This window comes from Campylobacter sp. CH186 (genome assembly GCF_004378925.1).
GTDB lineage: Bacteria > Campylobacterota > Campylobacteria > Campylobacterales > Campylobacteraceae > Campylobacter_D > Campylobacter_D jejuni.
Genome location: NZ_RYYB01000001.1, coordinates 459,793 through 479,654 on the forward strand (window position 1 = coordinate 459,793; position 19,862 = coordinate 479,654).

At 31.5% G+C, this 19,862-nt stretch carries 21 protein-coding genes; 11 read left to right on the plus strand and 10 right to left on the minus strand.

Going from position 1 to position 19,862, the window contains the following annotated elements; genetic code table 11:
- Positions 1 to 46: 46 nt before the first annotated feature.
- Genes rpsR through rpsF form a run of 3 tightly spaced genes read right to left on the minus strand, consistent with a single transcriptional unit; the run spans position 47 to position 1,255 of the window.
- Entirely contained in the window at positions 47 to 307 is a 261-nt protein-coding gene (gene rpsR / locus ELQ09_RS02295) for a 30S ribosomal protein S18 (RefSeq protein WP_002777087.1), read from the minus strand.
- A gap of 10 nt (positions 308 to 317) precedes the next feature.
- Positions 318 to 869 carry a single-stranded DNA-binding protein gene (locus tag ELQ09_RS02300; RefSeq protein WP_134224624.1) on the minus strand — a complete coding sequence of 184 codons (552 nt, stop codon included), beginning with the start codon at positions 867 to 869 and terminating at the stop codon, positions 318 to 320.
- A gap of 8 nt (positions 870 to 877) precedes the next feature.
- On the minus strand, positions 878 to 1,255 hold the full coding sequence (gene rpsF / locus ELQ09_RS02305) for a 30S ribosomal protein S6 (RefSeq protein WP_002812868.1): 378 nt from the start codon (positions 1,253 to 1,255) through the stop codon (positions 878 to 880).
- 217 nt (positions 1,256 to 1,472) lie between these two features.
- On the opposite strand from rpsF, the gene ELQ09_RS02310 reads away from it, so the two are divergent.
- Positions 1,473 to 2,747 carry an MFS transporter gene (locus ELQ09_RS02310; RefSeq protein ID WP_002866096.1) on the plus strand — a complete coding sequence of 425 codons (1,275 nt, stop codon included), beginning with the start codon at positions 1,473 to 1,475 and terminating at the stop codon, positions 2,745 to 2,747.
- Positions 2,744 to 3,745 carry a sugar phosphate isomerase/epimerase family protein gene (locus ELQ09_RS02315; RefSeq protein WP_002861795.1) on the plus strand — a complete coding sequence of 334 codons (1,002 nt, stop codon included), beginning with the start codon at positions 2,744 to 2,746 and terminating at the stop codon, positions 3,743 to 3,745. Before ELQ09_RS02310 ends, ELQ09_RS02315 begins: the two co-directional genes overlap by 4 nt.
- Here ELQ09_RS02315 and ELQ09_RS02320 read toward each other — a convergent pair.
- From ELQ09_RS02320 to ELQ09_RS02350, 7 genes are all read right to left on the minus strand, one after another.
- Positions 3,738 to 4,598 (minus strand): VirK family antimicrobial peptide resistance protein, encoded by an 861-nt coding sequence (locus tag ELQ09_RS02320; RefSeq protein ID WP_134224625.1) that lies wholly within the window; start codon positions 4,596 to 4,598, stop codon positions 3,738 to 3,740. The genes ELQ09_RS02315 and ELQ09_RS02320 overlap by 8 nt on opposite strands.
- Complete coding sequence (gene rseP / locus ELQ09_RS02325; RefSeq protein ID WP_134224626.1) at positions 4,591 to 5,697, minus strand: RIP metalloprotease RseP; 1,107 nt, start codon at positions 5,695 to 5,697, stop codon at positions 4,591 to 4,593. Before rseP ends, ELQ09_RS02320 begins: the two co-directional genes overlap by 8 nt.
- On the minus strand, positions 5,694 to 6,230 hold the full coding sequence (gene pgsA, locus ELQ09_RS02330; protein ID WP_002871789.1) for a CDP-diacylglycerol--glycerol-3-phosphate 3-phosphatidyltransferase: 537 nt from the start codon (positions 6,228 to 6,230) through the stop codon (positions 5,694 to 5,696). The genes rseP and pgsA overlap by 4 nt, the downstream gene beginning before the upstream one ends.
- 124 nt (positions 6,231 to 6,354) lie before the next feature.
- On the minus strand, positions 6,355 to 6,960 hold the full coding sequence (locus ELQ09_RS02335; RefSeq protein WP_134263743.1) for an NAD(P)H-dependent oxidoreductase: 606 nt from the start codon (positions 6,958 to 6,960) through the stop codon (positions 6,355 to 6,357).
- Positions 6,960 to 7,580: an NAD(P)H-dependent oxidoreductase gene (locus ELQ09_RS02340; RefSeq protein ID WP_002858394.1), complete on the minus strand. Its 621-nt coding sequence runs from the start codon at positions 7,578 to 7,580 to the stop codon at positions 6,960 to 6,962. The genes ELQ09_RS02335 and ELQ09_RS02340 overlap by 1 nt, the downstream gene beginning before the upstream one ends.
- 62 nt (positions 7,581 to 7,642) lie before the next feature.
- Positions 7,643 to 8,068: a GNAT family N-acetyltransferase gene (locus tag ELQ09_RS02345; RefSeq protein ID WP_070317090.1), complete on the minus strand. Its 426-nt coding sequence runs from the start codon at positions 8,066 to 8,068 to the stop codon at positions 7,643 to 7,645.
- A gap of 12 nt (positions 8,069 to 8,080) precedes the next feature.
- A complete protein-coding gene (locus ELQ09_RS02350) occupies positions 8,081 to 9,169 on the minus strand; it encodes a CinA family protein (RefSeq protein ID WP_134224629.1) in 1,089 nt (362 codons plus the stop codon).
- A gap of 98 nt (positions 9,170 to 9,267) precedes the next feature.
- On the opposite strand from ELQ09_RS02350, the gene ileS reads away from it, so the two are divergent.
- The 9 genes from ileS to ELQ09_RS02395 all read left to right on the plus strand — a co-directional run bounded on the left by ileS (position 9,268) and on the right by ELQ09_RS02395 (position 19,857).
- Positions 9,268 to 12,021, plus strand: a complete 2,754-nt coding sequence (ileS, locus tag ELQ09_RS02355) for an isoleucine--tRNA ligase (protein ID WP_134224630.1) — start codon at positions 9,268 to 9,270, stop codon at positions 12,019 to 12,021.
- Positions 12,015 to 12,125: a membrane protein gene (locus tag ELQ09_RS02360; RefSeq protein ID WP_002869114.1), complete on the plus strand. Its 111-nt coding sequence runs from the start codon at positions 12,015 to 12,017 to the stop codon at positions 12,123 to 12,125. Before ileS ends, ELQ09_RS02360 begins: the two co-directional genes overlap by 7 nt.
- On the plus strand, positions 12,122 to 13,483 hold the full coding sequence (gene gatA / locus ELQ09_RS02365) for an Asp-tRNA(Asn)/Glu-tRNA(Gln) amidotransferase subunit GatA (protein ID WP_134225689.1): 1,362 nt from the start codon (positions 12,122 to 12,124) through the stop codon (positions 13,481 to 13,483). Before ELQ09_RS02360 ends, gatA begins: the two co-directional genes overlap by 4 nt.
- Positions 13,484 to 13,492: 9 nt before the next feature.
- Positions 13,493 to 14,950, plus strand: coding sequence for an IMP dehydrogenase (guaB, locus tag ELQ09_RS02370; protein ID WP_057100053.1), 1,458 nt, complete (start codon positions 13,493 to 13,495; stop codon positions 14,948 to 14,950).
- Entirely contained in the window at positions 14,947 to 15,120 is a 174-nt protein-coding gene (gene xseB, locus ELQ09_RS02375; protein WP_002853034.1) for an exodeoxyribonuclease VII small subunit, read from the plus strand. Before guaB ends, xseB begins: the two co-directional genes overlap by 4 nt.
- Positions 15,113 to 15,895: a carbon-nitrogen hydrolase family protein gene (locus ELQ09_RS02380; protein WP_134225687.1), complete on the plus strand. Its 783-nt coding sequence runs from the start codon at positions 15,113 to 15,115 to the stop codon at positions 15,893 to 15,895. Before xseB ends, ELQ09_RS02380 begins: the two co-directional genes overlap by 8 nt.
- Positions 15,896 to 16,015: 120 nt before the next feature.
- Complete coding sequence (murC, locus tag ELQ09_RS02385; protein ID WP_079742602.1) at positions 16,016 to 17,314, plus strand: UDP-N-acetylmuramate--L-alanine ligase; 1,299 nt, start codon at positions 16,016 to 16,018, stop codon at positions 17,312 to 17,314.
- Positions 17,307 to 17,657: a membrane protein gene (locus ELQ09_RS02390; RefSeq protein ID WP_002869116.1), complete on the plus strand. Its 351-nt coding sequence runs from the start codon at positions 17,307 to 17,309 to the stop codon at positions 17,655 to 17,657. Before murC ends, ELQ09_RS02390 begins: the two co-directional genes overlap by 8 nt.
- Positions 17,647 to 19,857 carry an endonuclease MutS2 gene (locus tag ELQ09_RS02395; protein WP_074469264.1) on the plus strand — a complete coding sequence of 737 codons (2,211 nt, stop codon included), beginning with the start codon at positions 17,647 to 17,649 and terminating at the stop codon, positions 19,855 to 19,857. The genes ELQ09_RS02390 and ELQ09_RS02395 overlap by 11 nt, the downstream gene beginning before the upstream one ends.
- Positions 19,858 to 19,862 lie beyond the last annotated feature (5 nt).

A 19,862-nucleotide genomic window follows, 5' to 3' on the forward strand; every position in this document is an offset into this window, starting at 1 on the left:
TAAATGTATAAGAAAGCAAACTTTTTACAAGTTTGCTTTTAAAAGATTATAGTCCTTCAAAAGGATTATTGACTACTTCTTTTCTATCCACTATATAAGGGATAAGAGCTACATGTCTTGCACGTTTGATTGCAACTTCTACCATTTCTTGGTATTTTTTGCTTGTACCTGTTAAACGGCGTGGCATGATTTTAAATCTTTCAGATAAAGCATGTTTTAACATTGCTGTATCTTTATAATCAATAAATTCAACTTTTGCTTCAGTGTATTTGCAATATTTGCGAGAGTATTTTCTTTTTTCTGCCATAGTTTATCCTTTAAAATGGTAAATTAGTATCATCGCTATCATAAGCATCGATATCAATTTCTTTTAATTTTTCTTCGTGTTGTGGGTTTTGGTTTCTTTGTGGAGCAGGGTTTGCTTTTGCTTTATTAAAATTTTGATTTTCACTCATATAAGGATCATAGCTTTGATTTTCATAGTTTCCACTATAATTGTTGTTTGAAAAGCTATTATTACCAATTCCACCTTGTTGTGGAGCATTGGAATTGCCGCCAAGCATTTCCATATTTTCAACTTGAATGCTATGTTTAGAGCGATTTTGTCCATTTTGATCACTCCATTGTTCAAATCTCAAACGTCCTTCTATGAGTACTTTTGAACCTTTTGTAAGGTATTGGTTTGCAACTTCTGCGGTGCGACCATAAAAGCTTATATCAATAAAGCAAGTTTCCTCTCTTTTTTCTCCATTTGTGGTAAATCTTCTTGTTACTGCGATAGCAGAAGTTCCAATAGCACTACCGCTTTGTGCATAACGCATTTCTATATCGCGTGTAAGATTTCCAACCAAAACAACTTTGTTAAACATCTTTTTCCTTATTGAATTTCAGGAGCATCTAAAGGTTTGATTTCTTTTTTAGATTGCTTAATCCCGTGGCTTAGTTTTTCCCAAGCTGCAATTTCTTTTTTGTTTTCATATTTTACGATTAAAAATCTTATTACTTCTTCAGTGATTCTTAACACCCTTTCAAGCTCAGCGATCAAGTTTGTAGGAGCTTTGAAATAAATCACAAAATAAGTTCCTCTTTCGTATTTTTTGATTTTATACGCTAATTTTCTAGTGCCCATTGGAACAACAGTTTCAATTTCTGCACCATTTTTGGTTAGGACTTCTTTAACGAATTCCAACTTCGCATTCACTTCCTCTTCGGTAAGTGTTGGTTTTAAGATAAATAAAACCTCATAATGTTTCATCTTTTCTCCTTATGGATATTAAAGCCCATTTTCATGAGCAAGGATTTTGCATAAAGCAAGGCTAAATTATATCAAAATATACTTAATTTATACTTCAATAAGTGTTGTAACTTTTTGTAATTACCTGTTTATAATTTAAAGGTGAAATTTTAACCTTTTATCTTAATCCGTGATATAATTAATTTAAGTTGCGAATTGTTAAAAAAGGAGGGTGGATATGAATAGTACGAAACCTATTCGTTGGTTTACTTTTATCGTTTTAGTTATTGGCGGAGGAACTGTTTTTAAACTTTCCTCTTTAAAAGATGCCTTTTATGTGCCTATGCAAGAATTTATGAATCTTAGCAATACACAAATTGGACTCGCGCTCTCAGTTTATGGCATAGTGCAAACGGTGGGAAATTTTGCATCCATTTATATAGCAGATAGATTTTCTAAAAAAATACTCATTCCTTTTTCATTGGTTTGTGTGGGTTTGGTTGGAATTTATATTTCTACTTTTCCTTCTTTTTATGGAATTTTAATAGCTTGGGGTTTGCTTTCTTTATTTGGAGAAGTTGTGTATTGGCCTGTTTTGCTTAAAGCCATTCGCTTGCTTGGAGATTCTACTCAACAAGGAAGACTTTTTGGATTTTTAGAAGCAGGACGTGGTGTTATAGATACTATAGTTGCTTTTGGTGCTTTGGGAATTTTTTTACTTTTAGGGTCTGGCGCAGGTGGACTTAAGGCTGCTATATTATTTTATAGCGCTTGTGTGATTATAGCAGGTATTTTGGCATATTTTCTACTTGAAGATGACAAAATTAATACCCAAGATGAGCAAGGAAATGAAATCAGTAAAAACAAAGCCGCTTGGAATGGAGTTATCAAAGCGATTAAAACTCCTGAAATTTGGGTGGTATCTTTGACCATTTTTACTATTTATTCTGTGTATTGTGGTTTGACTTATTTTATTCCATTTTTAAAAGATATTTATGGTATGCCTGTGGCTTTGGTCGGTGCTTATGGTATTATCAATCAATACACTTTAAAATTAGTAGGTGGGCCAATTGGGGGATATTTAGCAGATAAAACCTTTAAATCTTCAACAAGATATTTGCGTTTTGCTTTGATTTTAGGAGCCTTGGCCATATTAATTTTTGTTTTTATGCCTCATGAGAAATTAAATATTTATTTTGGTATGAGTTTAACCTTAGGTTTTGCCGCTCTTGTTTTTACTATGCGTGCGACATTTTTTGCGCCTGTGGATGAGATAGAAGTACCTAGAGAAATTAGCGGAGCTGCTATGAGTATAGCTTGTATTTTTGGTTATTCTCCACAACTTTTTTGTTTTGCACTTTATGGTTTTATGATCGATCATTTTAAAGGTTTATTAGGCTATCAAATTGTTTTTGCGTTAATGGGGATTTTTGCTATTTGTGGTGTGATTGTAACTACGATTTTACTTAAGATGATAGCTAGAAAAAAAGCATTAAAAGGAGTGGTATCATGAAAATAGGTTTAGAAACTGAAAGCATGCATTTATGGTTTCAAAATGGTAGGATGGATATATTTTCTTATATAGATTTTGCTAAAAATTTGGGCTGTGAGGGTGTGATTATAAATATCATTAAAGATTTTGGTTTAGATGAAGAATGGGGATGCTTAGGAAGCGATGACGAAAATCATCTTAAAAAAATTAAAGCCAAATTGGATGAATACAATATGTATTGTGAGATCGACTCTAAGGGTTTTAATAAAGATAAATTTGAAAAAATTGCTAAAGTAGCTTCTATTTTAGGCGCTAAAATTATACGCTCTTATGTGCCCTTAACCGATAAAAATAAAAAGGTTAAACATGCTAGCGATGGGGCTTATGATGATTCTAAAATTACTACTAGATTCGATAAAGAAGATTTTTTAGCTACAAAGGATGAAATAAAAGCTTTGATACCGATTTTGGAAAAATATGATTTAAAACTTGCTATAGAAAATCATGAGTATCAAACTTCAGAGGATTTGCTTGATTTGTTGAAATTGATCAATCATCCTAAAATAGGATTTTTATATGATTTTGGAAATTCCATGATGGCCTATGAAGATCCTATAAAAGCTTGCAAAGACATGGCTAAATATACTTTTAGCACGCATTGTAAGGATCATATAGTTTTCATTGAAGAGGGTGTAGAATATGTTTGCGGCGTTCCTTTGGGAGAAGGAAATTTAGACATTAAAACTTGTGTAGAAATTCTTAAAAAAGAAGGACTTGACCGTATTAATGTAGAGCAATGTTATCCTTATTGTGCGACTTTTAAAAGAGAAAAAGGAACAGGTGGGGTTAAAGAATTAGGTAAAGGGGCTTTTAAGATAGAAAAAGCTTTATTTGAAGATTTAAAAGCTATGCAGTATTATTATCCTCAAGAAGTATCTCAAGAATGCTTAGAGAGGCTTTTAAAACTTCAAAAAAAAGGTTGCGAGAAAAGTGTAGAATATTTAAAAAGTATTATTTAGATAAAATTTGGAATAAATTTTGTTTAATATTTTCAAGCATAGCAAAACGTTTTTTATACATGGAGCGTTTTTGCGAAGGGATTTCTTCTAGGTTTTTTTGAGAGTGGTGGAGTTTATAGTATTTGTGTTTATTGATTTTTATTAATTCTCCACCATTTTCTAGCCAAATTTTTTGATAATCTACAAAATATCCTTTTTCTTTTCCTTTTTGAGAACGGATTTGATTTTTTTCATGTACACCTAAAGTAGCTTGAAGTTTTAAAATTTCACAAAGCATCTTAGAGCATTCTATAAGTAAAGCAACAGGGCGCAAACCATGACATTTTTTAGTTAAAATTTTATTAATTTCTAAAAGATTAAAATCTTTGTATTTATATCCTTGTATGCAAGAAAGTAGAAGATTATTTTCTAAAGTAAAGCAAAAATTACATTGTGAAATAGTGTATTTTTTAAATTTTAAAGAAAAAGCCCAAAAACCTTCTTCGTAAACATTATGGTTATATCCTAAAAAAAGCTCAAAATCTTCATCAAAAGAAAAAATCAATTGTTCTTCGGGAAGAAATTTAAAACAAGTAAGTCCCTTATCAACATCATAAATAAGTGTTTTAACGCGTTCATTTGCTTTAAAACTTTTATCGCAAAATCTTCTTATAGCATTGTAGCAAGCATAGGGTCTTTGAGAGAAAAAGTCTTTTAAATGTTTATTTTTTTCTTCATTAAGCGTTTTTTCTAGAAGCCTTACTTGAGGAAAATATAGAATTTTTCTTGCTTGAAAACGCAAATAGCGCCAAAAGATGATACTTTTTCTTCTATCAGTAAAATTTGGAATAGGGTAGGAAAATTTTTTATTCACCTGTAATCCTTGATATATCGTTATAAGTTGCAAAGAGCATTAAGCTTAAAAGTATTGCCATGCCTGCGTAACTTAAGTATTCAAAAGCACGCTGTGGAACCTTGCGTCTAAAAATCATTTCATAAATATTAAAAAGTATATGTCCTCCATCAAGCATAGGAATAGGTAAAAGATTTAAAATGCCTAAATTTATAGAAATTAAAGCAGTGATAAATAAAAGCAAAGTAAAGCTATTTTGTGCAGCCTTTGAGGTAATTTCAGTCATGGTGATAATACCGCCTAAATTTTTTGCTTCAACTTCACCACTTATGAGTTTTACTATACCCTTGATGATGAGTGTAGAAGCTTGAAAACTTTCTTGTGCGGCATATTTAAAACTTTCTAAACCTTGATGTTTTGCAAGAGTGCTTGTACCATTTGGACTGATTCCAAGTTGAGGTTTTTCAATAATTTGCCCAAAGTCATTATATCCTTGTCCTATTTTTGGAGTTAAAATAAATTCTAAATTTTTTCCTTCTCTATTGATTAATATTTTCAAAGGCTCTAAACTTAAATGTTTTGAAATTTCATCAAAGCTTTGAATTTTTACACCGTTGATTTCTAAGATAGTATCATTTTTTTGAAGTCCTATGTCTTGTGCAGCAGAGTTTGGCGCTATGTTTCCTATTTGTGGAGCAAGTTTTTCTAAGCCTAAATTTCCTATGATAATATAAAGAAAAAAAGCTAAAATCAGGTTGAAAAATGGTCCAGCGAAAAGAATATAAATCTTTTTTAAGGGGCTTAAAATGCTATAGCTATCTTTGTCTAGATTTTCAAAACCAGGACGCATATCATCTTGTCCTTTAAGTTTAACATATCCTCCAAGTGGTAAAGCGCTTAAGCGATAGTTTGTGCCTTTAAATTCACGTTCTATAAGACTTTTTCCAAATCCTATGCTAAAGACTTCAACTTTTACACCCAAAGATCTTGCAGCTAAAAAATGTCCTAATTCGTGAAAGAAAATTAAAAATGAGATGACTAAAACAGTTGCTAAAAATTCAATAGAATAAAATTTAATTCCTAAAATCAAAATAATAATTAAAAACAATAAAGATCTCATTTTTCTCCTTTTTTTTGAGCTTTTGTATAAGTATAGATGTATTCGAATCCAGAATAAAGAGTTAAAATCAAAGCTATGTAAAGTAGAATTTCTCCGCCTATCCACTCCATGATTAAAAATCCTATCGCAGTCATTTGAAAAGCGGTTTTAAGTTTGCCTGCAAAAGAAGCATTGACATTTAAATTTTCACTGATCATTACAACTCTAAAACCCGTGATAAAAAATTCCCTTACTAAGATAATATAAATGACCCATTCATTAGCTTTTCCTGTGAGTAAAAGTCCTAAAAAAGCTGCTAAAACAAGCATTTTATCGGCTAGTGGATCTAAGATTCCGCCTAGTTTTGTAGTTTGTTTCCAAGTTCTTGCAATGTATCCATCAAAAAAATCACTTAAAGCTGCTAATGAAAAAGTTAAGGCAGCAAAATAGTTAATCCAACTTTGATGAATATTTTCAAATTTATGAATTAGTAAAAAAAATAATAAAGGTGCTAAAACCATTCTAAAAATCGCCAAGATATTGGGTAAATTCATAACAAGCCTTGTGAAATTAAATGTAAAATTATAATCAAAATTGTATAAAATTTAAGCAAAGACTTAGTAAAAATACAAAAAAGAATCAGTTTATTTTTATTTAAATTTTGCTTAAAAGCAAAATTTAAATAAATTTTACAACTTCATCAAAACTAAAACGATTTTTTTGAGGATTTTTTTCATCGTTGCAACATCCTAAAGCCACCACCAAACTTGATCTTTCTTTTTGAATATCAAGTGATAAATAAGAATCAAGCTTTTCTTTATCAAAACCACCTATAGTGCAGCTTGCTATATTTAAAGCATTAGCACTGTAAAGTATGCTAGCTAGAGCTATATGAGCTTGTTCTCTTGCATAAGATATTTTTTGTTCTTGATTTAGAGATTTTAAAAAAGGCATATAAGTATCTAAGCGTTTTTGAATTTCTGTTTCACTCATATCTCTTTTTCTAAGTTTTTTTTCAAAATAATCCAAAAAATCAAGTCTTGAAATGATGATAATTAATGCAGCACAATCTTTTACATGTTTTTGCTGGTTGCAAATTTTAGAAAGTTCTTCTTTTCTTTTTTCATCTTGCACTACTATAAATTTCCAAGGTTCTAGTCCTAAGGAGCTGGGGCTTAATCTTGCTATTTCTAAAATAGAATTTAAATCCTCTTTTTTGAGTTTTTCATTTTTAAAATTTCTACAAGAATATCTTGTGCTAAAAATTTCAAGTTCTTTTTTCATTATTTTTCCTTGTAAAATTCGACGACTTCATTAAAATTTAAGCGTTGAGTAGAATATTTTGGTTCGTGGGCTTTATATCCTAAGGATAAAATTACAGCAGTTTCAAAAGGATAAGTTAAATTAAGAAAATTATCAACCTTAGCTTTTTCAAAGCCACCTATCATACAAGAATCAATACCCAAGCTCATCGCAGCTAGTGACATTTGCATCATAGCAAGATAGCATTGAAGTTGTGCATAATGATAGAGTTCATTATCATTCATTGCATTGGTTTTATGGGTGTAAATTTCTAAAATTTTTTGAAAATTTTCTTCACTAGAACCTGAGAAGCGACGCACTTGTTTTTGTGCAAATTCATCTTTGCTTTGAAGGTCTTTTCTTGCTAGAAAAATGATATTATGACTCGCACTTGCTACATTTTGTTGATTGTAACATAGAGTTGAGAGTTTAAGATTATGTTCTTTTTGTTCCAATACTACAAATTTCCAAGGCTCAAATCCATGTGAGCTTGGGGCTAAGACTCCGCTTTCTAAGATAAAATGCAAATCCTTTTCATTGATTTTTTTATCATTAAAAAGTTTACAAGCTCTGCGTTTTGAAATTAGTTCTTTAAAATTCATTTTATTCCTTAAAATCAAAAATAATAATATTAATTATAAAATGCAAAGCTTAATCAAAAATATTATAGTTTGATATTTTTCTTAAAAACAAAACCGGATTTTTCAAAACCCATTTTTTGGATATAAAATTCATGAGCTTGTGTTCTAAAAAAACTTGAACTTAGTTCTAATTCTTCATATCCTTGATTTTTTGCCCAAATTTGGATTTTTTTCAAAAAAGCTTGACCTATACCTTTTCCTCTTAAAGTTTCATCTACGACAAAATCACAAATATAAAGACAATGATTATGATAAAGTACATTAAAGGGCATGACTCCACAAGCTGCTTTGTAGCTTCCCTCATTTTCATAGGCAAAAAGTTTATAATGTTGAGTTTGTGTAGCAAGTTGGAATTTATCTAAAAAATCTTTGAAAGATAGGTTATTTCTTAATTGTTTTATCAAGGGATAAATTTTTTCCAAGTCTTCTTTTAGCTTAATTTCTTTCATTGTTTAAATCCCTTAAATTTCAAAAATCTCAGGTTTTAATTTTAAAAGTAGGCAAAAAGTTGCCAAAACAGCTTGTTCTTGCATAAATTCACGATCTCCATCTAAATAAAGCGTTTCTTGGATAAAAGTTCCATCTCTAAACATTGCACCTATATAAATAGTGCCTGATTTTATTTTTCCCTCATCTTTTTCGCCAACTACTCCGCTAATAGCTAAGGCAAAATCAGGATTAGCTGTTTTAAAAATACCTTTTAGCATAAAATAAACACAACGTTCACTGTATTCGCCATTATTTTCTAAGACGCTTTCGCTAATTCCAAGCCATTCGTGTTTGATGCGGTTGGAATAACTTATAATAGATCCTTCAAAAATTTCACTTACACCTGAAATTTTGGTTAAGGTACTTGCACAAAGTCCACCTGTGCAACTTTCAGCAAAAGAAATTTTTAATTTTTTTTCTAAAAGTTTAGAGCTTATAAAATGTATAGGATCTTTACCTAAAAACACCTTTTGTCCAAAAAGATTTTTTACGCTATTTAAAAAACCATCAAGTTTTCCAAAATTAGCGCAAGTGGCCTTAATAAGCACGAGATTATCTAAAAGCTTGGTTGATTTTATACTTATCTCATAAGATTTTGTTAGGGTTTGCAGTAGCAATATAACGCTTTCATCATCCATGCCAAAAATGCAAAAATATGCAAAATTTAATTTTATATGCCCAAGAAGATCAGGTAATTTTTCGCTTGGATTTATTTTAACGACATTGATTTTTGAATTTGAAAAATTACACACAAAGCTATTTTTACTAAATTCTGCTTTATCTGGAACCAAGGTACCATCTTTTAAGATAAGATTATCATCATTTAAAGTTGCTAAAATTTTAGCAACAGTCGCATAATGCAAAGGGCTTGTAAATAAAGTGATAAAATCATACTGATTTAAGAGATTTTCAAGTAAAAAAGGTAAATCTTTATCGGTTTTATTTTGTATGCGAATTTCGTTAATTTCTTTAAATTTTTCTTCATAAGTTCTATAAATATAATTTTTGAATTTTTCGTTTATAGTAAGCTCATCTCCTATAAGATAAAGCAAATGTTTCATAAATTTTCCTTTTTTTCTTATAATTATAGCCAAAAACAAAGTAGAAATTAAAGCTAATTTGAGTAGAATTTAAGATTATTAAAAATTAGGTGGAAAAAATGGACTACAAAGAAACTCTACTTTTGCCCAGTACTAGTTTTGCTATGCGGGCGAATTTAGCGGAACTTGAACCGCAAAGATTTAAAAAATGGTTTGAGCAAAATTATGCTTATGAAAAAATGAAAGAAAATCGCAAAAATGCGAAAAAAAGTTTTACTTTACACGATGGCCCCCCTTATGCTAACGGACATATCCATATAGGACATGCTTTAAATAAAATTTTAAAAGAAACTATTATCAAAACACATTATTTTAAAGGTGAGAGTGTGCGTTTTACTCCAGGGTGGGATTGTCATGGTTTACCTATAGAACAACAAGTAGAAGTAAAGCTTGGAGAAAAGAAAAAAAGCTTAAGCAAAAAAGAAATTCGTGAGTTTTGCAGACAACATGCGAGTGAATTTGTAGATATCCAAAGAGAAGAATTTAAAAATTTAGGCATTATTGCGGATTGGGATAAGCCTTATTTGACTATGAAATTTGAGTTTGAAGCAGCGATTTATAGAACTTTATGTGAGATTGCTAAAAAAGGCTTACTTTGCGAGCGTTCTAAACCTGTTTTTTGGAGTTGGGCGGCAAAGTCAGCTTTAGCGGAAGCTGAAGTAGAGTATCAGGATAAAGAGGATTATTCTATCTTTGTGGCTTTTGATTTGGATGTAAAAGCTTGCGAAAAATTAGGCGTATCAAAAGCAAGTGCAGTGATATGGACAACTACACCTTGGACTTTGGTGGCTAATCAAGCTATAGCCTTAAATCCTAATGAAAATTATGTGATCACTAAAGAAGGTTTGATTTTTGCTAGTGCTTTACTTAAAAGTATGGTAGAAAAAGGACTTACAAGTGGAGAAATTCAAAAAGAATTAAACGCAAAAGAATTTGAAAAACTTGAAGCTATCAATCCTTTAAATGGAAGAAAATCTGTTTTAATCATGGGTGAACATGTATTGATGGATGGTGGAAGTGGGCTTGTGCATACTGCACCAGGACATGGCGAAGATGATTATTATGCATGTTTGAAATACGGTATTGAAGTTTTAATGCCTGTTGATGATGGTGGATGTTATGATGAAACTTTAAGAGCTAAAGAGCTTTTGCCTTCTCATTTGCTTGAAGAGTTTATAGGTCTTCATATTTTTAAGGCCAATGAAAAAATTTTAGAACTTTTAGGCGAAAAACTTTTACATTCTTCTAAATTTATACACTCTTATCCGTTTTGCTGGAGAACACACAAGCCTGTGATTTATAGAGCTACTAAACAATGGTTTATTTTAATGGATGAACCAAAACTTCAAGGAAAAACTTTAAGAGAGTGTGCAAAAGAACAACTTTTAAAAACAACTTTTTATCCGCAAAGTGGGGTAAAAAGAATAGGTTCTATGGTGGAAAATCGCCCAGATTGGTGTATTTCAAGACAAAGGGACTGGGGAACGCCTATAGCCTTTTTTAGAGATAAAAATACTAAAGAAGTGATTTTTGATGATGAACTTTTTGACTTTGTAGCAGCTATTTTTGAAAAATACGGCGCTGATGTGTGGTGGGAGTTTGAAATCAAAGATTTAATTCCTACAAATTCAAAATACAAAGCTGAAAATTTAGAAAAAGTATATGATATTTTAGATGTTTGGTTTGATAGTGGAAGTACTTTTAATGCGGTTTTAAATAGTGGACTTTATGACGCAGGAGAAAAAAGAGCAAGTATGTATTTAGAAGGAAGCGATCAACATCGGGGTTGGTTTCAAAGCTCTTTGCTTGTAGGTACAGCGATCAATGAAAGCGCACCTTATGAAAGCATTTTAACTCATGGTTTTACCACCGATGAAAAAGGGCAAAAAATGTCTAAATCTAAAGGCAATGTGATCGCTCCTGAATATGTAGCAAAAACCTATGGAGTTGAAATTTTAAGACTTTGGATACTTTTAAGTGATTATTCAAGTGATTTAAAAATTTCAGACAATATCTTAAAACAAGTAGGCGAACAATACCGCAAAATAAGAAATACTATAAGATTTTTACTTGCCAATACAAATGACTTAAAAGATTTAGAAGTTAAAGAATTTAGTTTTATTGATAAATGGATATTAAGCCGTGCAACCAAAGTTTTTAAAGCAAGTAAAGAGGCATTTTTTGCTTATGAATTTGCTAAAGGTTTTAGTTTGCTTTTAAATTTTTTAAGTGCGGATTTAAGTGGGATTTATCTTGATATCAGTAAAGATAGGCTTTATTGCGATAGTGAAAATGCCCAAAGAAGAAAATCTGCTCAAGTGGCTATGGCTTTGATAGCAAAAGAGCTTTTAAATTTACTTGCTCCGAATTTAAGCTATAGTGTAGATGAGGCTCTAGAACATGCTAATGTTTTAATTAAAGGTGATGCAAAAGATGTATTTGATCTAAGTTTAACTCAAGATTTTGATTATGATTTTGGTATAGATGATACATTTTTAATGAGTGCTAGAGAGAAATTTTTTGAACAAATTGATATACTTAAAAAAGATAAAATCATTAAATCTACTTTGGAATTAAATTTAAACATCAGTTTTAATAAATTCCCAAATGAGGAATTAGCCGATTGGTTTATGGTAAGTCAAATCAGCAATGAAAATGAAGAAATTTTGGCTGAATTTGAAGTAGAGAATGAGAAATTTAAAATCACCAAAGCTTCACTTTGTAAATGCCCAAGATGTTGGAAACTTCAAAGTAAAAATGAAGAAACACCTTGTTTAAGATGTGAAGAAGTTTTAAAAGGAGTTCAATGCTAGAAAATCCGATTCCAAATAGTATTATCATCACAACTATAGCGGTGGTTTTGGCTTTTAGTGCTTTAGCAGTATTTTTGATCAAAAAAACAAAGGAAAATAAATGATAACTTTAAAAGAAGCTTTAAAATACTCCAAAGAAGAACTTGAAAATTTAAAAAAAGAACTCAATGAAAAAGCAAAAAAAGAAAAAAAATTAGGTGCTTATATCGAACAATTTTTAGATAAAGACTTAAGTGTTTCAGGTGAAGGTGTGCCTGTAGCTATAAAAGATAATATCAGTGTAAAGGGCTGGGAACTTACCAGTGCAAGTAACATTTTACAAGGTTACATTGCTCCTTATGATGCAAGTGCGATTGTTAATTTAAAAGCTAATGGTTTTTCTCCTTTTGGGCGTTGTAATATGGATGAATTTGCTATGGGAAGTTCAACAGCGAGTTCTTGTTATGGAAAAACTTTAAATCCTTTAAATTTTGAGCGTGTTCCAGGTGGATCAAGTGGTGGAAGTGCTGCTGCGGTAGCGGGTGGCTTGGCTTTGGCAAGTTTGGGTTCTGATACAGGAGGATCTGTACGCCAACCTGCGGCTTTTTGTGGTTGTGTAGGATTTAAACCGAGTTATGGAAGAGTGAGTCGCTATGGTTTGGCTTCTTATTCTTCAAGTTTGGATCAAATCGGGGTTTTAACGCAAAATGTAGAAGATGCAGCAATTTTATATGATGCGATCGCAGGATATGATAAAATGGATAGCACGAGTGCAAATATCGAGTTTATCAAAACCGCTCCAAATTTAAATGCAAATAAAAAATTAAAAATCGCAGTGATTGAAAATTATGTCAATGATGCAGATAGCGAAGTAAAAAACGCACTTTTAAAAACCATAGATATGTTAAAAGCTAATGGACATGAGATTGTATATAAAAATTTGCTTGATTCTAAATTTGATATCGCAGCGTATTATATCATCGCAACAGCTGAAGCAAGTGCAAATTTAAGTCGTTATGATGGGGTACGTTATGGCAAGCGTTCTGAAAATATTCAAAATTTAAAAGAGATGTATGTAAATACACGCAGCGAAGGTTTTGGCGAAGAAGTAAAAAGAAGAATTTTGTTAGGAACTTTTGTTTTAAGTAGTGGATATTATGATGCGTATTATATCAAAGCACAAAAAGCTAGAGCTTTTATCAAGGCAAAATATGAAGAAATTTTGCAAGATTGTGATCTTATTTTTATGCCTGTAACTCCTACAACGGCTTTTAAATTTGATACTCAAAAAAGCCCTATGCAAACTTATTTAGAAGATGTTTATACTATCTCTGTAAATTTAGCAGGACTTGGAGGCATTAGTGTGCCTGTTGCAAAAGATAAAGAAGGGCTTAATATATCAGCACAACTGATTTGCAAAGCTTATGATGAACAAACCTTGTTAGATGGGGCTTTAAGTTTAGAACAAATGATTAAAAATTAAGGATGAAAGATGAAAATTGTAAAAAGAGCTTTAACTTTTGAAGATGTATTATTGCGTCCTGGGTATTCTGAAGTTCTACCTAAGGAAGTAAAAATTCACACTAAACTAACAAAAAATATCACTTTAAATATGCCTTTAATCTCTGCGGCTATGGATACAGTTACTGAACACAGAGCTGCTATCATGATGGCAAGACTTGGAGGACTTGGAGTGATTCATAAAAATATGGATATAGCTTCACAAGTTAGAGAAGTAAAAAGAGTGAAAAAAAGCGAAAGCGGAGTGATTATCGATCCTATTTTTGTAAGTCCTAAAGCAAGTGTTGCGGAAGCTTTAGAAATTATGGCAGAGTATAGAATTTCAGGTGTTCCTGTAGTAGATGAAGATAAGAAACTAATAGGCATACTTACCAATCGTGATTTAAGATTTGAGAGCGATTTTTCAAATTTGGTTGAAAATGTTATGACTAAAATGCCTTTAATCACTGCTCCAAAGGGTTGTACTTTAGATGATGCGGAAAAAATTTTCAGTACCAACAAAGTAGAAAAACTTCCTATAGTTGATGAACAAGGACGCTTGGAAGGACTTATCACTATAAAAGATCTTAAAAAACGCAAAGAATATCCTGATGCCAATAAAGATGGTTTTGGAAGATTACGTGTGGGTGCGGCTATAGGAGTAGGGCAAATGGATCGTGTAGATGCTTTAGTTGAGGCAGGCGTTGATGTTGTTGTGCTTGATTCTGCGCATGGACATTCTAAGGGTATTATTGATACAGTAAAAGCGATTAAAACCAAATATCCAAATTTAGATCTTATCGCAGGAAATATCGCTACTGCAGCCGCAGCAAAAGCACTTTGTGAAGCAGGAGTAGATGCGGTTAAAGTAGGTATTGGGCCAGGAAGTATTTGTACTACGCGTATTGTTTCAGGTGTGGGTGTGCCTCAAATTTCAGCCATTGATGAGTGCGTGGAAGAAGCAAATAAATTTGGCGTTCCTGTGATAGCTGATGGCGGGATTAAATATTCAGGTGATATCGCAAAAGCTTTAGCCGTAGGTGCAAGTTCTGTTATGATAGGATCGCTTTTAGCTGGAACAGATGAGAGTCCAGGAGAGCTTTTTACTTATCAAGGAAGACAATATAAGTCTTATCGTGGTATGGGCTCACTTGGGGCTATGCAAAAGGGAAGTTCAGATAGATATTTTCAGCAAGGTACTGCTCAAGATAAACTCGTTCCTGAAGGTATAGAAGGGCGTGTTCCTTATGTGGGAAGTATAAGAAGCGTGGTGCATCAACTTTTAGGAGGTTTGCGTTCTTCTATGGGTTATGTTGGGGCTAAAGATATAGAAGATTTTCAAAAAAGAGCTGAATTTGTTGAAATTACTACTGCAGGGCTTAAAGAAAGTCATGTGCATGATGTTATTATCACTCATGAAGCACCAAATTACAAGGTCAATCATCAATGAGTTTTGAAGAAAATTTAAAACACGCTAATGAATCTTTGGAAAAATTAAACAATCAAGAGCTTGCCTTAGATGAAAGTGTAAAAATTTATAAAGAAGGTTTAGAGAGTATCAAAAAAGCAAGACTTGAGCTTGAAAAAGCAAAATTAGAAGTGGAGCAAATCGATGAGTAAAATAGCGGCTTTACAGTTTCCAACTTTAGCTTTAAGTGAATCAAGGCTTGATTATTATCTCAAAGCTTCAAAAGACAATGGGGCAAATTTGGTAGTTTTGGGCGAATATGTGATCAATAGTTTTTTTACAGAACTTTTACACATGCCAAAAAATATGATAAAAGAACAAAGCGAGGCTAAAAAAGAAAGCTTGATTAAACTTGCTAAAAAATACGAATTAGAAATCATCGCTCCTTATGTTAGCGTTGAAGCTAAAAGTTATAAAAAACTTTGCTTAAAAGTTACTCCAAATGGTGTTAAAAGTTATGAACAGCAAATTTTAATGCCTTATGAACATTGGAATGAAGAAAAATTTTTCAGCAACAAAACTCCATCGGAATTAAAAATTTTTACTTTTAATTATGAAAAATTAAAATGTACTTTGCTTTTTGGTTTTGAGACGCATTTTGATATTTTTTGGCAGCAGATTATGGCGAAAAAAATTGATTTGGTTATCGTTCCTAGTGCTTGTACCTTTGAAAGCAAACAAAGATGGGAAGAACTTTTAAAAACAAGAGCTTTTTTAAATTCTACAAGCATTTTAAGAGTAAATCGCATAGGTAAAACAAAAGATGAGTGGAATTTTTACGGCGATACTCTGTTTATCAATGCTTTTGGCGAGATAGAAAGTAAATTAGGTTCTGAAGAAGAAATGCTTATTATAGAGCCTAAAAAAAGTGATAAAGCAAGAAAACTTTGGGGTTTTGATAAGATAATAAAAGAATTTAAAAATTAAATTTATACTTATAGATTTATAAGTTTATAAAAGTTATCTAGAGCTGATAGAAGCTAAGGTTTATATTTTCTTTTTAGTAAAAAAGTGCTAAAATTTAGCCTTTAAAGTATAAAGGTTTAAATGATGCAAAATATCCATTTTATCGGCATAGGCGGTATAGGAATTTCCGCTTTAGCAAGATTTTTAAAAGAAAAAGGTTTTAAGATTAGCGGAAGTGATCTTAAAGAGAGTAAAATCACTAAAGAACTAGAAAAAGAAGGGGTTAAGGTCAGCATCCCTCATCATAAAGACAATATTTTAAACAAAGATTTAGTTATTTATTCTGCTGCTATCAAAGAAGAAAATCCTGAATTTAAACATGCTAAAGAATTAGGCATTAAATGCCTTTCACGCAAGGAGGCCTTACCTCTTATCTTAGAAGATAAGCGTGTTTTTGCAATTGCAGGAGCACATGGAAAAAGCACGACTTCAAGTATTTTAGCTTCTTTACTTGATGATGCTTCTGTGATCATCGGAGCGATTTTAAAAGAATTTGGTTCAAATATGATTTATAAAGAAAGTCAAAACCTTGTTTTTGAAGCTGATGAGAGCGATAGTTCTTTTTTAAATTCAAATCCTTATTTGGCTATAGTTACCAATGCGGAAGCAGAGCATTTAGATCATTATGGTAATGAAGTTTCAAAACTTCATCATGCTTATACCCAGTTTTTAGATGTGGCTAAAATTCGCGTGATTAATGCTGAAGATGAGTTTTTGAAAAATTATAAAAATGAGTCAATCAAGCTTTATCCAAGCAAAGATATCAAAAACTGCACCATGTGTATAGAAAATTTCAAACCTTTTACAAGCTTTGAGTTAAAAGATTTAGGTGAGTTTAAAGTTTTTGGTATGGGATATCATTTAGCTCTTGATGCGTCTTTGGCGATTTTGGCGGCTCTAAATTTTTTAGATATAGAAACGATAAGAACCAGACTTAAAAATTATCAAGGTATTAAAAAGCGTTTTGATATTTTACATGCTGATGAAAATTTGGTTTTAATTGATGATTATGGTCATCATCCAACCGAAATAAAAGCGACTTTAAGTGCAGCACAAGAATACGCAAAATTAGGTAGATATAAAAAAATCACAGCTATCTTTGAACCCCACCGCTACACGCGTTTAGCTGCAAATTTAAAGGAATTTGCAAAGGCTTTTGAAGGTGTTGATGAGCTTGTAATTTTACCTGTTTATGCTGCAGGAGAAGAGCCTATAGAGCTTGATTTAAAAGCAGTTTTTCCTAAGGCTTTATTTGTAGAAGATATCAAAAGAGAGGGTAAATTTTTAGTAGCTTCTAAGGGGCAGGTTTTTGAAGAAGGGCTTATTATAGGTTTTGGTGCAGGAGATATCAGCAACAAATTAAGGCAAAAGAATGAGTAGGGTTTTTTTATATTTTTTAATTATTTTAATTTTAGCCTTAATCACTTTTGCTTTGCGTGAAAAATTAGGCAAAAAAACCAAACCTTTTTTTGGTATTTTACTTGTGATTTTTATTGTTTTAGCAGTATTTTTTGAATTTGAAAATACGCAAAAAAGTCATTTAAGAACAGATATTATCGTAGCTTTTAATCAAAATAAAAATATTTTATGTAAAGATATTAATGTTTCTAAGGCGTATTTTAATTATGAATTTGGAACAGGAAGTTTTATTTCAAAGGATAATAATCAAAGTTTTAATTCTTTAATCATAGATATTAAAGATTGTAGGTTAAATGATGAATGATGCAAAAGAAGAATTGATCTCAAAGCTTGATTTAAACAGCTATTTAGAAGAGTTTAAGGCCCTTTTTGCAAGAGATAAAGAGATTTTTTTACAAGGAGATTCTAACCTTCATTTTAAACGCATACATGAGCTTTGTGAGGTGGAATTTCCTACTATGCCAGAGCTTAGCAATCTTGATAAAGCCTTAGTGCATTTAAGCAAGCAAGGAATTTTACATTTAGATGAAATTTTTGAATTTGTAAAAATTTTTCGTTATTTTGAAAAGTTAAAAAAAATAAAACTAGGAACAAATTTAGACTCTTGGTTACAAAAGATAGAATTTGTTAGCGGGGCTTTGGAGCTTTGTTTGAATTTCGATGAAAAAGGGGAATTAAAAGAAAGTTTAGACGAAAGACTTGTAAATCTTAATGCCGCTTTAAGATTGAAAAACGAAAGCATAATAGCTGAGTTTAAGAAATTTTGCTATACAAAAGCTTTAATGCCTTATCTTATCGATACACAAATCCATCTTATAAACAATCTTGAAGCCTTGCTTGTAAGAGGCGGGTTTAATCACGCTATTAAAGCAAAAATCATAGGTAGAAGTAGTGGCGGTGGCTTTTATATCGTGCCTTTAAGTGTTGAAAATTTGCAAAATGATATAGAAAAAATCAAAAATCAAAAAGAAGAAATTTATTATGAATACGCTAAAAATTTCTCAGCTTTTTTAGCAAAAAACCTACCTTTTTTAAAATTTATCAATACAGTCTTTGATCTTTTTGATCATTATAGTGCTAGGGTTTTGCTTGCTAAAAAAAGGGATTTTGAATTTGTTTTGTGTGATCAAAGTACGGATTTAGTGCTTAAAAATTTCGCTCATCCTGCCTTAAAAAATCCAAAAAGCGTGAGTTTGGAATTTAAAAAACAAGTTTTAATCATCACAGGGGTAAATGCAGGTGGAAAATCCATGCTTTTAAAATCCATGCTAAGCGCAGCATTTTTAGCTAAACATCTTTTGCCTATGCATATAAAAGCAAGTGAAAGTAAAATCGGTACTTTTAAAGAATTTGATGCCATCATAGAAGATCCGCAAAATGTTAAAAACGACATTTCAACTTTTGCAGGAAGAATGTTGCATTTTTCTAGGCTTTTTTCTAAGAAAAATTTGCTTTTAGGTATCGATGAAATAGAGCTTGGAACAGATTTTGAAGAAGCGGCTTGTTTGTATAGCGTGTTAATTTCAAAACTCATAGCTAATAATCTTAAAATCATTATCACCACACACCACAAACGCCTTGCCATGCTTTTAGCAAAGAATGAGCAAGTTGAACTCATCGCTGCTTTATATGATGAAGAACTTTCACGCCCAAAATATGAGTTTTTAAAAGGTACTATAGGAAAATCTTATGCCTTTGAAACCGCTTTGCGTTATCAGATTCCGCCGAATTTAGTTAGCGAGGCTAAAAAGCTTTATGGCGAGGATAAAGAAAATTTAGAGGAACTTGTAGGTAAAAATATCAATCTTGAATTAGAACTAAAAGCTAAGCTTGAAAATGTTGAGAAAAAAGAGCAAAAAGTCGATGAAATTTTACTTTCTTTAAAAGATCAAAAAGAAAAAAATGAACAAGAATTTCGTACGAGTTTGAGAAATTTAGAATTTAAATTTCACAAAGCCATAGAAGAAGCTAAAAAAACTATACAGCTTAAAGACACAAAAGATAAGCAAAGAAGTCTTAATAAAGCCAATGAGCTTAAAAAAGAAATCATTTTGCCAAGTATGGAGCAAAACGAAGAATTGCGTGTGGGGGATTTTGTAAAATATGAAAAAATTAAGGGTAAAATCATAAGCATTTCTAAAAACGATGCTATGGTTGAAAGCGATGGGATCAAACTTCGTGTGCCTTTAAAACTACTTAAAAAAAGTGGTGCAATGCCAAAAAAAGTAGCAAAAACAAGTATAAGCGTAAGTAAACCAAGCAATTTAAGTGTAACTTTGGATTTGCATGGACTTAGGAGTGATGAGGCTATTTCAAGGCTTGATAAATTTATTTCAGATGCTTTGATAGCGGGATTTGATGAGGTTTTGATCTATCATGGCATAGGAACAGGAAAGCTTGCCTTTGCTGTAAGAGAGTTTTTAAAAACCCATAAAAGTGTCAAGGGTTTTAATGACGCACCGATCAATCAAGGTGGCTTTGGTGCTAAGGTGGTAAAATTATAAGGAAA

Excerpts from the sequence above, each read along its gene's own strand:
- rpsR (WP_002777087.1), bottom strand. The coding sequence starts at position 307 with ATGGCAGAAAAAAGAAAATACTCTCGCAAATATTGCAAATACACTGAA.
- ELQ09_RS02300 (WP_134224624.1), bottom strand. The coding sequence starts at position 869 with ATGTTTAACAAAGTTGTTTTGGTTGGAAATCTTACACGCGATATAGAA.
- rpsF (WP_002812868.1), bottom strand. The coding sequence starts at position 1,255 with ATGAAACATTATGAGGTTTTATTTATCTTAAAACCAACACTTACCGAA.
- ELQ09_RS02310 (WP_002866096.1), top strand. The coding sequence starts at position 1,473 with ATGAATAGTACGAAACCTATTCGTTGGTTTACTTTTATCGTTTTAGTT.
- ELQ09_RS02315 (WP_002861795.1), top strand. The coding sequence starts at position 2,744 with ATGAAAATAGGTTTAGAAACTGAAAGCATGCATTTATGGTTTCAAAAT.
- rseP (WP_134224626.1), bottom strand. The coding sequence starts at position 5,697 with ATGAGATCTTTATTGTTTTTAATTATTATTTTGATTTTAGGAATTAAA.
- pgsA (WP_002871789.1), bottom strand. The coding sequence starts at position 6,230 with ATGAATTTACCCAATATCTTGGCGATTTTTAGAATGGTTTTAGCACCT.
- ELQ09_RS02335 (WP_134263743.1), bottom strand. The coding sequence starts at position 6,960 with ATGAAAAAAGAACTTGAAATTTTTAGCACAAGATATTCTTGTAGAAAT.
- ELQ09_RS02340 (WP_002858394.1), bottom strand. The coding sequence starts at position 7,580 with ATGAATTTTAAAGAACTAATTTCAAAACGCAGAGCTTGTAAACTTTTT.
- ELQ09_RS02345 (WP_070317090.1), bottom strand. The coding sequence starts at position 8,068 with ATGAAAGAAATTAAGCTAAAAGAAGACTTGGAAAAAATTTATCCCTTG.
- ELQ09_RS02350 (WP_134224629.1), bottom strand. The coding sequence starts at position 9,169 with ATGAAACATTTGCTTTATCTTATAGGAGATGAGCTTACTATAAACGAA.
- ileS (WP_134224630.1), top strand. The coding sequence starts at position 9,268 with ATGGACTACAAAGAAACTCTACTTTTGCCCAGTACTAGTTTTGCTATG.
- ELQ09_RS02360 (WP_002869114.1), top strand. The coding sequence starts at position 12,015 with ATGCTAGAAAATCCGATTCCAAATAGTATTATCATCACAACTATAGCG.
- gatA (WP_134225689.1), top strand. The coding sequence starts at position 12,122 with ATGATAACTTTAAAAGAAGCTTTAAAATACTCCAAAGAAGAACTTGAA.
- guaB (WP_057100053.1), top strand. The coding sequence starts at position 13,493 with ATGAAAATTGTAAAAAGAGCTTTAACTTTTGAAGATGTATTATTGCGT.
- xseB (WP_002853034.1), top strand. The coding sequence starts at position 14,947 with ATGAGTTTTGAAGAAAATTTAAAACACGCTAATGAATCTTTGGAAAAA.
- ELQ09_RS02380 (WP_134225687.1), top strand. The coding sequence starts at position 15,113 with ATGAGTAAAATAGCGGCTTTACAGTTTCCAACTTTAGCTTTAAGTGAA.
- murC (WP_079742602.1), top strand. The coding sequence starts at position 16,016 with ATGATGCAAAATATCCATTTTATCGGCATAGGCGGTATAGGAATTTCC.
- ELQ09_RS02390 (WP_002869116.1), top strand. The coding sequence starts at position 17,307 with ATGAGTAGGGTTTTTTTATATTTTTTAATTATTTTAATTTTAGCCTTA.
- ELQ09_RS02395 (WP_074469264.1), top strand. The coding sequence starts at position 17,647 with ATGATGAATGATGCAAAAGAAGAATTGATCTCAAAGCTTGATTTAAAC.